At 40.6% G+C, this 12,114-nt stretch carries 13 protein-coding genes; 6 read left to right on the top strand and 7 right to left on the bottom strand.

Features of this window, described 5'->3' with window-relative positions; all coding sequences use genetic code 11:
- Nucleotides 1–333: 333 nt before the first annotated feature.
- Nucleotides 334–807 (bottom strand): Lrp/AsnC family transcriptional regulator, encoded by a 474-nt coding sequence (locus PSF42_RS07580; protein WP_125891023.1) that lies wholly within the window; start codon nucleotides 805–807, stop codon nucleotides 334–336.
- Nucleotides 808–967: 160 nt separating this feature from the next.
- Here PSF42_RS07580 and PSF42_RS07585 point away from each other — a divergent pair, with 160 nt between their 5' ends.
- On the top strand, nucleotides 968–1,579 hold the full coding sequence (locus PSF42_RS07585) for a LysE family translocator (protein WP_125891022.1): 612 nt from the start codon (nucleotides 968–970) through the stop codon (nucleotides 1,577–1,579).
- Here the strand turns inward: PSF42_RS07585 and PSF42_RS07590 are convergent.
- Entirely contained in the window at nucleotides 1,576–2,142 is a 567-nt protein-coding gene (locus PSF42_RS07590; RefSeq protein ID WP_125891021.1) for a HutD/Ves family protein, read from the bottom strand. The genes PSF42_RS07585 and PSF42_RS07590 overlap by 4 nt on opposite strands.
- A 95-nt stretch (nucleotides 2,143–2,237) precedes the next feature.
- A complete protein-coding gene (locus PSF42_RS07595) occupies nucleotides 2,238–3,662 on the bottom strand; it encodes an aminotransferase-like domain-containing protein (RefSeq protein ID WP_272679751.1) in 1,425 nt (474 codons plus the stop codon).
- A 248-nt stretch (nucleotides 3,663–3,910) separates the two neighbouring features.
- Between PSF42_RS07595 and PSF42_RS07600 the strand changes: the two genes are divergently transcribed.
- The 5 genes from PSF42_RS07600 (at nucleotide 3,911) to zinT (ending at nucleotide 8,301) form a co-directional block, all read left to right on the top strand.
- Nucleotides 3,911–5,248, top strand: coding sequence for a cytochrome ubiquinol oxidase subunit I (locus PSF42_RS07600; protein WP_125891019.1), 1,338 nt, complete (start codon nucleotides 3,911–3,913; stop codon nucleotides 5,246–5,248).
- Nucleotides 5,238–6,248, top strand: coding sequence for a cytochrome d ubiquinol oxidase subunit II (cydB, locus tag PSF42_RS07605; RefSeq protein WP_213912820.1), 1,011 nt, complete (start codon nucleotides 5,238–5,240; stop codon nucleotides 6,246–6,248). Before PSF42_RS07600 ends, cydB begins: the two co-directional genes overlap by 11 nt.
- A gap of 4 nt (nucleotides 6,249–6,252) precedes the next feature.
- Nucleotides 6,253–6,384 (top strand): DUF2474 domain-containing protein, encoded by a 132-nt coding sequence (locus tag PSF42_RS07610; RefSeq protein ID WP_248468350.1) that lies wholly within the window; start codon nucleotides 6,253–6,255, stop codon nucleotides 6,382–6,384.
- Nucleotides 6,385–6,597: 213 nt separating this feature from the next.
- Nucleotides 6,598–7,437 carry a siderophore-interacting protein gene (locus PSF42_RS07615; protein ID WP_272679752.1) on the top strand — a complete coding sequence of 280 codons (840 nt, stop codon included), beginning with the start codon at nucleotides 6,598–6,600 and terminating at the stop codon, nucleotides 7,435–7,437.
- 219 nt (nucleotides 7,438–7,656) lie between these two features.
- Complete coding sequence (gene zinT / locus PSF42_RS07620; protein ID WP_272679760.1) at nucleotides 7,657–8,301, top strand: metal-binding protein ZinT; 645 nt, start codon at nucleotides 7,657–7,659, stop codon at nucleotides 8,299–8,301.
- Nucleotides 8,302–8,374: 73 nt separating this feature from the next.
- On the opposite strand, the gene phoH is transcribed toward zinT, so the two are convergent.
- The 4 genes from phoH to PSF42_RS07640 form a co-directional block, all read right to left on the bottom strand.
- A complete protein-coding gene (phoH, locus tag PSF42_RS07625; protein WP_125891015.1) occupies nucleotides 8,375–9,160 on the bottom strand; it encodes a phosphate starvation-inducible protein PhoH in 786 nt (261 codons plus the stop codon).
- 499 nt (nucleotides 9,161–9,659) lie between these two features.
- On the bottom strand, nucleotides 9,660–10,604 hold the full coding sequence (locus tag PSF42_RS07630; protein WP_248468440.1) for an endonuclease: 945 nt from the start codon (nucleotides 10,602–10,604) through the stop codon (nucleotides 9,660–9,662).
- A gap of 305 nt (nucleotides 10,605–10,909) precedes the next feature.
- Complete coding sequence (locus PSF42_RS07635; RefSeq protein WP_125891013.1) at nucleotides 10,910–11,380, bottom strand: threonine/serine exporter; 471 nt, start codon at nucleotides 11,378–11,380, stop codon at nucleotides 10,910–10,912.
- Nucleotides 11,371–12,114: threonine/serine ThrE exporter family protein (locus PSF42_RS07640; protein ID WP_272679753.1), on the bottom strand; the 744-nt coding region annotated here is incomplete at its 5' end. The genes PSF42_RS07640 and PSF42_RS07635, both read right to left, overlap by 10 nt.

The following is a 12,114-nucleotide window of genomic DNA, read 5'->3' on the forward strand; positions in this document are numbered from 1 at the left end:
CAGGATCAAAAAAACTTCCCTTTCATTATTTACATATCAACTAATTAGCTAACCTTTCTAGCATCCCCCCAACGGGTACACTGCAGTGCTGTGAACAGATGAGAATTATCTCATTAAATAAACAAAGCGTTATATAAAAATAAAATAAAAAATTGGGTGATAATCTAAAAAAGAGAGTCAAAATAATCCATTAATATTAAAAATAACGAAATAATATTTCAATTTGTAAGATTGAAATTCAAAAATTTATTATCTATTCATTTTTGTATTATTTAATTGTTTTTCTCTTATAAAAAATTATTTCTAATAAATAAAACGGAGTCTCTCTTCTCATCAGAGCGGCAAAGCATAAGTGACCTTCACCGTTTCCATTGGCACCTCCGTCTTAATACTCTGAATACTGCTAATCTGTGTCAAATGGTCTGCATGAAAACGGCGATAAGAAGCTAAGTCTTGTGTCACAATACGGATCAATGCATCACATTCCCCTGCCATTAAATGGCATTCTACGACTTCAGGCATCAGTTTAATGTCTTCAACGAACTGGTTGATGGTCTTAGCATCTTGTGTTTTAAACCAAATACGTGCAAATAAAGAAAGACCCGCTCCAATTTTACTTCCATCCAACACGGCCACATAACGCTTGATAACCCCAGCCTCTTCGAGCAATTTCACGCGACGTAAGCAAGGAGAGGGAGAAAGGCCGACCTCTTTCGCTAATTCAATATTCTGAATTTTTCCATCTCTTTGTAAAGCTTGTAAGATACGTCTATCAATAGCATCCAATTTTAGTTCACTTTTCTTCATTGAAATTCAAACTCAACTTTATATTAATTAATGATATTAAATACCAATTTTTGTTTATTTTAAAGCAATAAAAAAACCCAATATCATTGGATTATCGTTATACTTTTATCGCTACTGGCCAGTTGCGTGAAATAATGATGAACAACAATGAGGAATTAAAATGGAGTTACAGACCTTACTCTTATTCAGCGCAACCGTCATTCCTTTGGTATGCACGCCGGGCCCAGATATTCTGTTTATTTCCGCACAAGGGTTATCGGGAGGAACCTCTGCGGCCTTGAAAGCTAATTTAGGTATTATACTGGGCTATGGCGCACATGCGATCCTAGCTGCGCTTGGTTTAGCGGCGATTGTTGCAGCTTCCCCCCTGATTTTCTACACCATCAAATGGGTTGGCGTCGCTTATGTCACTTATCTTGCTGTTCGTATGATCTTATCTGCGATGAAAGCCGGTGAGCTAAGAATCCAAGCTGTGTCAACAAAAGCGGTAATAGGTAAAGCCTTTCTAACTAGCTTCCTTAACCCTAAAGGGTTACTGGTGTATTTCGCTATTTTACCAAACTTCATTAAACTGACAGAAAGTGTCGCTGTTCAATCCTTGATACTTTCAGCCACTTTTATACTTTCGTGTGTCGTGATCTACGGCGTGATAGGTGCATTATTTGCATCCATGCATAATAAGCGTGCTTATAATGATAAAAAACGCCGTATAACTGAAGGTGTTGCGGGTGGCATGCTAACATTAGCGGCGATTGGTTTAGCAACCAGTTAGCGAGGTAATAATTCAATCCAGATCAACTTGCTATCGGTGCTAAGTGGTTTAATCTCTCCTTCACCGATATCAGGTAGCCACCACGCACCTTGTCCTTGGGCCAAAAGGTGGCAATTTGCACCTGAAATATCCCACTCGCCATTGAGTACGTAGACTAATCCCGCTTGGTTGGCGGGTAATTTATAATCTTCAGTGATGAAATAACTTTTAGCCACCCACCTGTCATCTCTAAAAATAAAATTCATTAACTTAACCGATGGCTGTATGACTTTTATTGCACACAATTGCTGAGCTGAGAATTGAACATGATCACCAACGCGTTCAAGTCGGCACTCAAACGCTTTGGTATCAGTTAAAAGAAGCGGCTGATCATTCAATAACACCACCAACCTTTCACCTTCTGCATAGCGCTTTAAATGGCTATCTTGCTCAATGGTGGCAATACTTGCGCGTAATGAATAGTCTGATGCAACAGGCCAGCAGAATACTTCTTGGCTTGCCCCCGCACCATCATACCAATTCAGGATAGGTAACTCCTTTATATCAAAACATTTTATTTTCACATTACCTCCCACCTGTTGCTGCTAATTCATTTAATTTGATACTTAGATTCGCAAAGTTAATCTTTCTAGGCAATGAATTAGCAACGATAATGTGACTAATCACGCCTCTCATTGATTAAAAAGTGACATAAACGGCCTAACGTTTTCATTGCTTCTTCCACCCTCTCATTCCATGTGAACGATGCATTAAGGCGAAATGCATGATTAAACTGGTCGCTTGTGGAAAACATACTTCCAGGCGCGATGCTGATCCCCTCTTTTAATGCGAGCTGATATAAACGAATAGCATTAAATGGCGGCTCAAATTCCAACCATAAAAAATACCCACCTTTTGGTGTATTCACTTTTACTGATGAAGGCATGTATTTTGCTATTGCACTCAACATTTGATGCTGACGTTGTTCCATCGTTAAACGCAGTTTACGCAGGTGGCTGTCATATCCCCCTAATGACAAGTATTCCGCAATAGCTAATTGCGTGGGAACGCTGGCAGAAACAGTACTCATCATTTGTAAATGTTGAATTTTTGTCGCATGTTGGCCTGCTGCAACCCAACCAACTCGGTACCCCGGCGCTAAACATTTCGAAAATGAAGAGCAATGAAAGAAATTACCTTTGGTGTCTAGCCCCTTGGCAGGTATTGGTTGTTTGCTGCCAAAATAAAGTTCCCCATAGACGTCGTCTTCAATTAAAGCAATTTGCTGTTTATTAAGGATATCTACCAGACGCCTTTTATTCGTTTGCGGCATCGTTCCGCCTAGTGGATTTTGATAATGCGTCATTAGCCAACAGGCTTTAATCGGATATTTGTTCACAATATCCTCTAATGCATCAAGGTCAATCCCAAATAGTGGGTCTGTTTTAATGGCTATCGCCTTAAGTTTTAACCGTTCAATTGCTTGTAGTGAACCATAAAATGCAGGTGATTCGATAACCACCCAATCCCCTGGCTGAGTCACTGATTGCAAACTCAGAACCAAAGATTCCATTGCCCCAGCAGTAATAACGATTTCATCGGGCGCGACATGGATCCCTTGAGTTGCATAGCGTTGAGCAATGTTACGACGCAGTTGCTCATTACCGGGCGGCAAGTTAGCCGGTGTATTAAATTTAGATAAACGCCTAGCAACAGATGCGAGTGATTTCGCGAGTTTTGGATCATCCAACAAAGCTGGCTCTGGAAATGCGGAGCCAAATGGGATAATATTCGGGTCCTTACAAGCCTGTAGGACACCAAAAATAGAGGCGTTAATCTCTACATTTTCATTCAAATGTAGTCCTTTTCCTCCTTTTGCGGCAGCAAATGCGTTATTGCGGTTTGCCACGTAATACCCTGATTGCGGTCGAGCAACGACCCATCCTTGGCTTTCAAGCAGCTGGTATGCTTGCACGACAGTCATTAAGCTTAAACCTGACTGTTTAACACTTTCCCTCAATGAAGGTAATCTGTCGCCCACTTGCCAGATATTGTCTTCAATTTGCTGACGAATTTGCGCTGCTAATTGTTCGTATCTCGTCATAGCCGCCTCAACTGTTATAGTTAATATCCCAATAATTGTTACTATTATAGTTTATCGTCTCATGTTCTACTTATCCACACATTCACCTGACTTTTTTTTAACTATAAGCACAAAACATTTTTCGTTGGATTGCGGTTATTTTGCACTCCATTTGTGAGCAATTCCTTTTGCTAAGGATCAGCGCCTCAATTGCTCTCATCAGAACGTTAAATATTGCGTGCCATTAACATATCCACTCAGGGGTCAATATGTTTGGACTAACTGCGCTGGAACTTGCCCGTATACAATTTGCGTTTACGGTCTCGTTTCATATTATTTTTCCCGCCATTACTATTGGGCTAGCAAGTTACCTTGCGGTGCTACAAGGTTTATGGCTTAAAACTCGTGATGAAGACTATATAAAACTGTTCCATTTTTGGTCAAAAGTTTTTGCAGTTAACTTCGGAATGGGGGTTGTTTCTGGTTTGGTCATGGCATACCAATTCGGCACTAACTGGAGCTTTTTCTCAGACTTTGCCGGGGGTATTACAGGGCCGCTACTCACTTATGAGGTGCTTACCGCGTTCTTCTTAGAAGCCGGTTTCCTTGGTGTCATGCTGTTTGGCATGAACCGAGTGGGTGAAAAACTACACTTTTTTGCCACCTGTATGGTTGCATTAGGTACCATCATTTCCACCTTCTGGATTTTGGCATCTAACAGTTTTATGCAAACACCGCAAGGTTTCGAAATCATCGATGGTCGTATTGTCCCCGTTGATTGGTTGGCCGTCATTTTCAACCCATCGTTCCCTTACCGTTTATTGCATATGACCACCGCAGCATTCCTTGCAGCGGCATTTTTTATTGGTGCATCTGCGGCTTGGCACTTGCTCAAAGGCAACAAGTCCAGTGCCATGAAAAAAATGTTTTCCATGTCCTTGTGGTTGATTTTGGTCTTAGCCCCTGTTCAAGCTTTAATTGGGGATGCTCATGGCCTAAATACACTTAAACATCAACCCGTTAAAGTCGCCGCAATGGAAGGACACTGGGAAAACAAACCCGGAGAAGCCACTCCACTTATCTTGTTTGGTATTCCAAACCAAGAAAAAGAAAAAACCGAATTCGCTATCGAAATTCCTTATTTAGCAAGTCTGATTTTAACCCACAGCATCGACAAACAAGTCCCTGCGTTAAAAGAATATGCCCCAGAAGATAGACCTAACGTGTTTATGGTCTTTTGGTCATTCCGTGTGATGGTTGGGCTCGGTTTGTTGATGATAGCAGCTGGAGTCTGGGGTTTATGGCTGCGTTATCGTAAAAACCTTTATGAGTCGAAAACATTCTTACGCTTTATGTTTTTAATGGCACCTTCTGGGTTGATCGCCATCCTGGCAGGTTGGTTTACCACCGAAATAGGCCGTCAACCATGGGTGGTTTACGGGCTACAAAGAACCTCTGATGCGGTCAGTGCACATGGTGAAATGCACATGAGCATCAGCTTGATCGCCTTTTTTGTCGTATATGGTGGTGTATTCGGGATTGGCTATATGTACATGATGAAATTAATTCGTAAAGGTATCGCGGAGGACGCAGCTCATGGGCATTGATTTACCTCTCATTTGGTTTGTCATCATCGTATTTAGTATGTTGATGTATATTGTTATGGATGGGTTCGATTTAGGTATTGGGATCCTTTACCCTGCGCTAAAGGACAGCCAAGACCGTGATCTCATGATGAACAGCGTTGCCCCTGTATGGGATGGCAATGAAACTTGGTTAGTTTTAGGTGGAGCAGCTCTATTTGGTGCTTTCCCTCTCGCTTATGCAATTGTTCTTGATGCATTATCAATCCCATTAACTTTCATGTTGTTAGCCTTGATTTTCCGCGGGGTCGCCTTTGAATTTCGTTTTAGAGCGGATGAATCACACCGTCGTCATTGGGACCATGCCTTTATTTGGGGCTCGATTTTCGCCACCTTTGTTCAAGGTGTCGTCGTGGGTGCCTTTATCCAAGGCTTCCATGTGGAAAACCGTGTTTACATGGGGGGGTATTTCGATTGGTTCGCACCTTTCCCACTATTTTGCGGATTTGGCCTCGTAGTTGCTTATGCGCTATTAGCGTGTGGTTGGCTGATCATGAAAACGGAGGGACACTTACGTAGCACGATGTATCGTGTCCTACGGCCATTAACATTACTGATGTTAGCGGTAATTGCGGTGATCAGTTTCTGGACTCCAATGTTAAATGACGCAGTCTTTGAGCGTTGGTTCTCACTACCAAACCTGTTCTTCTTCTTACCCGTTCCATTACTGGTATTAGGCTGTACTTGGTTGATCCTAAAAAGTGCTAAGCGCCAACGGTTCGATAGCGTGCCATTCTTAGCAGCTTTAATGTTAATTTTCCTTGGGTTTACGGGTTTAGGCATCAGTATTTGGCCGACACTCATCCCACCCGCTGTCAGTTTCCGTGATGCCGCAGGCCCACCCGAAAGTTTAGGCTTTATGTTAGTTGGTGCGTTATTCATTATTCCTGTTATTTTGGTTTATACCTATTGGAGTTACTATGTATTCAGAGGAAAAATCACCCCAGAGCAAGGCTACCACTGATAACGTGAGTACCTCTCCTTGGTGGAAAAAACTCGGTTGGATGGCTATCATCTGGTTCGGAAGTGTACTTGCATTGTTTGCATTTTCGTCAGTATTCAAATTGATGATGACCGCCGCTGGAATGAAAGTGAAGTAATTTACCTTTCGATATGCCGTAGACTAAAAGTCATACGGCATTTTTATTAAAATCAACAACTCATCACTGTAAATTGCTTCCCTACTGTTGAAAATCTTTCTGTATAAATATCCTCTTCCAATCGCTCACTAGCTGTTGCAACTTACAAAGTTATTCATGATAATGATAATAATTACCATATAATAAAATTATCATTACTAAAGGAGATCGTCCGTGGCCACTGAACAACCTGTTGAAAAAAACATCTACCGCCCGGCTCCACCACAGCTCATTCAAGTCAAATCCATTACCGATATCAGCCCATCTATTCGCAGCATTACTTTCACCGGTGAAAAACTCAATACATACCCAACTGATTGTGAAGGTGGGCACCTGAAAATATTTTTAGCCCCTGATTTAAGCAGCCAGCCCGCACTCCCTATCCTAAGTAAAGAAGGCCGTAGCTGGCCAGAAGACAAACCTCGCCCATTTGTTCGTACCTATACGGTCAGAGCCATCCGCCCAGAGGTTAGCGAGATTGATATTGAATTTGCTATGCATGATGGAACAACTGGCCCTGCATACCTATTTGCTCGTGATGCAAAACCCGGAAATTGGATGGGTATTACCAACCCTGGTGGCCCAGACCCATTATTGCCTGCCAGACAACATTATTTCATGGCCGGTGATTCAAGCTCGCTACCCGCTATCGCTGCATTATTAGAAAAAATGCCAGCAACTGCCCAAGGTAAAGTCGTGCTACGGTTAGATAACCCAAAAGATGTGCGTGAGCTGAAAAAACCTGAACACGTTGACGTAATTTGGATCTGTGGTGATATCAGCAAAACAGCAGAGTTAATTAGCACGTTTAAGTCTTGGGAGATCCCAAACAACGACTGCGCTTTCTGGATTGCGGGTGAAGACCAAATTATTCGTGATTTACGTCGTTATATTCGTCGTGAAAAAGGTTTTGGCCGTGATGATATCTATGCGATCCCTTATTGGCGATATGGCTATGATGAAGAAGGTTACCATCATGAGCGCCATGCTGTAATGGATAACCCTGACGATTAACTTCAATTTAAATATTTAGTTCGCTTATTGGTCTATAAATGCTAATAAGCGAACTTATTTCCTGATTTCTCATGCCTTCATCAAGTTATTAGCCATTATTTTCCCCAACAATAAACTCCCTAAAATACTTTTCACACCATCACTTGTTATGTTATAACATAATGGTTTTTTTATAATCTTTATATTCACTACAAAAATAGGAAAACCACTGTGTACAAAATGGCAATTTTAAAAACGAGTCTTTATATTGCATTAGCGCTCACTAGCTATACCGCTGTTGCTCATGGTTCACATAGTCACTCCCATCCACAATCAGAGAAAGCGCTACAAGCTTCAAAAGGGATTTTTGATGATGCTGACGTCAAGGATAGGTCTCTGAACGATTGGCAAGGCGTATGGGAATCTGTTAATCCATTACTATTAAATGGAAAACTTGATGAGGCTCTAGAAAGTAAGGCCAAGAAAAATAAAGACAAAACGGTTGAAGAGTATCGTGAATATTATAAAAAAGGCTATGCCACTGATGTTAACAGTATTGGCATTGAAAATGATGTTATTGAATTTACCCAAAACGGGAACGTAAGCAGCTGTAAATATGACTACGCGGGTTACAAAATTCTTCATTATACTTCAGGGAAAAAAGGCGTTCGTTACTTATTTGAATGCAAAGATGCAAACTCAAAAGCACCGAAATTTATCCAATTTAGTGACCATATTATTGAGCCTCAGACTTCAGGGCATTTCCACCTGTATATGGGAAACGAATCTCAGGAAAAATTACTAAGCCAACTAGAAAATTGGCCAACCTATTACCCATACACCCTCACCGATGAGCAAATCGTACATGAAATGCTTTACCACTAATCAATTGTCTCTATAAAGATTTAACCTATGCCCTGCAAGCGAACGTAGGGCATAGGATTAATGAATGTCATAATCAGTCGTTATAAGCCAGCAATGCTTTATGGCACAATTGTGACCTCACACAATCCTCAATCGTAAAATTCACCATTGATACCATTTCATCACTGCTAAAGCGTTGTAATGCATCAGCCAACCCTGAAGATACACCATCCGGTAAATCACATTGGGTTACGTCGCCATTGACAATCACTGTCACATTTTCACCAAGCCGAGTTAAAAACATTTTCATTTGAGTGACGGTAACATTCTGAGCTTCATCTAATATTACGACAGCGTTTTCAAATGTACGACCTCGCATATAGGCAAATGGTGCAATTTCCACTTTGGCAATTTCAGGGCGCAAACAATATTGCAAAAAGGATGCTCCCAGCCTTTTCACCAATACGTCATAAACAGGGCGAAAGTAAGGTGCAAATTTTTCTGACATATCACCCGGTAAAAAACCGAGATCTTCCTCCGCTTGAAGAACGGGCCTTGTGACAATAATTTTATTGATATCTTTATGGATTAACGCATCAGCCGCCAGTGCAGTGCTGATATAGGTTTTACCACACCCCGCTTCACCATTCGCAAAAATAAGTTGCTTATGTTTAATGGAATTAATATAGAGTTTTTGAGCTTCATTTCTTGGCAATATAGGGGATTCATCACGACGTTCTTTTGCCATACCGATAGCTTCAATGCCTGTATATTCAGCAAATGATGCGACGTTATTGATATCAAAACGACCTGAACGATCTTTACGAGATGAACGTTTCATTTCACGACGTGCCTTTGTAGCAGCTTTCTGTCTACTCATAGTATTAACCCTTCCCGGTATCAGTGATGTCAATTCAAATGACGGACTATTCCAAACAGAGAGGAGCTCCCTTCAAGCTCAAAGTTAATGGTCAAATATCGATTGTGCCTGTGACTTGGTGCCATAAGTCGGCTAATAAAAAAACCGGTTACCAATCTCACCATGGAAATTTCATGATGGAGTGATAACCGGCTTCGAATTCGTGTGAATAGACACGTATTTCCCATTAGTTTCTCCTGTAACAGCGATACTTCTAAACTAATGAATCTATATGACAGTGATATGACAAACTGCAATATTTTTTGTACCTTAATGAGCCCATGTTTTTATTGCAATTTTCATCTGCTTTAAATATAGCGTCATTTTTTTTAATAAGGCAACATTTTTCTAACAAAATTCTGAAAATTTATTCAACTCTTTGGTTATCTCGAATAAAAATAAAAAATAAAAAATAAAACCACAGTAATCAGTGAATTAACAACTGTGGTTTATCAGATAATTAGCGTGTTTTACAATTCCCCGCTAACTGAAAGCCTGCAGCTTTAGCCGCTTGTTCGTCCATGAAAATAACGGCATTTTTATCGGCGATGGTATTGAAACTAGGGCAATGTGAAAAGTGGTATTTGTTAGAATTACGATTACCTTTAATTTCAACCACATTTGACACTATCGGCTTATTTTTTATGGTTTGAGGCTGAGTTGAAAGTGAAACTGAGGAAATATTGACGCCTTCCGCACCATTTTTATGATTTAAACGCCACTTTTTTTCCCCTGTCACAAAGGGGTTATGATGTCCCATCACTTTAGCGATTCGATTATCACGTATGATTTCCCAAGGGGTTGGTGGGTATTGACTATCCCATGCCATCAATAGCTGTTGCTGTTGACGTGACATAGACAAGTTATAGCGGTCATGCATATAGAAATAGACTCTAGCCACCTGCCCTTTAGCTTCATCTCTTGGCTCAAAGACTCTTTCTTTGAAATCAACTCGACTACGGCACATTCCATACGGGTACGGTGTATTAGCAGATAATTGGCCAAAACTAAAATTGCTTCTATCACCATTCACCTCGCCAATAGAAGGTGCTAAATTATGCAAATTAGCTTCCATTTGGCCAAAAACAGGGTCACTAGATACACAGTTTTTTCGCCCGCCTTTTTGCCAACATTGCCGTTGATGACCAAATACCCATGCTGGAACAATATGTTCCCATTCAATACGTTCAGCTCGGTTCTGCTGTTTACGCACTTGGTAGCCGCAAGAGGCTAAATCAACTTTTCCCCCGCTTTTTCCTACCCACTCCCACTCGCATCCACAGTATATCGTCCCCTCACCTTGATGATTTTGGTCTGCATAAACCTGTGTTTTACTTAACACTTTAGCTTCAGTAAACGAATTTGGTGCGGAAAATGAAAAAGCGGAAAATATGAATAATAGAATCGAAAAAACGAATTGAGAATACTTGGACCTGCTAAATTGTTTCAAAATAACACCACTAATAAGAATATATGCAAAGAATTAATGTAAATACGTTAGTTTTTCCTCTAACACATTAATGTGCAAGAAGAAATATCACATATTCTAATCAAATAGTAGCATTAATGATATCAGCGATGACTCAATTTTATGTGTCACACCCACATCAGAATTTATGCAACTTTAATAGAGCAGCTAACTCATATTAGTAAAAGTAAAGTCTAGCTTACACACATAACAGAAATACTAATAAACCATACCCGTAAAAATTATACGCTCGGTCTTTTGCGATATAGCCATAAACCAGGTAAAGAAATACCAATAGACAAGGCACCAACAATAAACGACGCTTTTAAGAAATTTGTGACTAAGACCTCAACGAGTTCTGGGTCATAGCCATATTGCGATATTTTTACTACTGAAATCATTGCGATATAGGCACTAATACCTGGAAACATCGGGATCACCGCAGCGACAGTGAAGACTTTAGGATGGGCTAACCACCAACGTGACCACTGAATACCAATAATACCGATTAAAATTGCTGCGAGAAAACTTGCCCATTCAATTTGCAGCCCTAAAGCCATTAATACCATTCTAAAACCATAACCAATCGCACCTAATAAAGCGCAATATTTCAATGCTCTAACAGGGACATTAAATACCATCGCAAATCCAACCGCCGGTATAGCCGCTAATAACATTTTCTCACATAAGGAGAATAAAAATTCTATGCCCATTCTTTTAACCCCCAGACTGTCATTGCTAATACAACGCCAATGCAGGTAGCCAAAGTAAGGAGGCTCGCCATTGTCCAGCGCGCTAATCCAGTATTGACATGCCCTTTAAACATATCCGCGACTGCATTAATTAATGGAAAGCCTGGAACTAAAAGTAATACACTGGCAGCCATCGAAATTGTTTCTGTGACCGCCAAATACGGTATTTTTAGTAATAAACCGGAAACGGTTGTCGCAACAAACGCAGTAATACAAAAATTAATTAACGGGTTCATTTGGTGGGAGGTTAACACTTGCCGAACATACATTGCACAACCACTGGCTAAAAATGTAATAGCCGCACTCTCCCATCCCCCGCCATTCAATTTGCTGAAACAAGCGCAAGATAAAGCCACCATCAAAACCATTAACCATCGAGGATAACGTAATGGTTTAATCGATGATAATTTCTTTTGTAGTTGTTTTCGGTCTAGTAAATGGTGCTCAACTAAAATCACTGCATGCTGAACTTCAGTAACAACATGCATATTTATACCGCGGTCAATAATACGTCGCGTTGATGTTAAGCAACGGCCATCAATTATAGTGGTTAATACTAATGAATTAGATGAAATAGCACTATCAACTTGGCTTGCTCCAAGCGCAATGCCCACACGGGTCGTCAATTGTTCGACAAGCATACTTTCAGCGCCATGTTGCAGTAACAATAAACCACACTCAATACAGAGCCGAGT

It is taken from the genome of Providencia sp. PROV032 (genome assembly GCF_028484875.1).
Classification (GTDB): domain Bacteria; phylum Pseudomonadota; class Gammaproteobacteria; order Enterobacterales; family Enterobacteriaceae; genus Providencia; species Providencia rettgeri_E.

What these genes read in the sequence shown, in the direction of transcription:
- PSF42_RS07580 (WP_125891023.1), bottom strand. Translation starts at nt 807, where the DNA reads ATGAAGAAAAGTGAACTAAAATTGGATGCTATTGATAGACGTATCTTA.
- cydB (WP_213912820.1), top strand. Translation starts at nt 5,238, where the DNA reads ATGGGCATTGATTTACCTCTCATTTGGTTTGTCATCATCGTATTTAGT.
- PSF42_RS07585 (WP_125891022.1), top strand. Translation starts at nt 968, where the DNA reads ATGGAGTTACAGACCTTACTCTTATTCAGCGCAACCGTCATTCCTTTG.
- phoH (WP_125891015.1), bottom strand. Translation starts at nt 9,160, where the DNA reads ATGAGTAGACAGAAAGCTGCTACAAAGGCACGTCGTGAAATGAAACGT.
- PSF42_RS07600 (WP_125891019.1), top strand. Translation starts at nt 3,911, where the DNA reads ATGTTTGGACTAACTGCGCTGGAACTTGCCCGTATACAATTTGCGTTT.
- zinT (WP_272679760.1), top strand. Translation starts at nt 7,657, where the DNA reads ATGGCAATTTTAAAAACGAGTCTTTATATTGCATTAGCGCTCACTAGC.
- PSF42_RS07595 (WP_272679751.1), bottom strand. Translation starts at nt 3,662, where the DNA reads ATGACGAGATACGAACAATTAGCAGCGCAAATTCGTCAGCAAATTGAA.
- PSF42_RS07635 (WP_125891013.1), bottom strand. Translation starts at nt 11,380, where the DNA reads ATGGGCATAGAATTTTTATTCTCCTTATGTGAGAAAATGTTATTAGCG.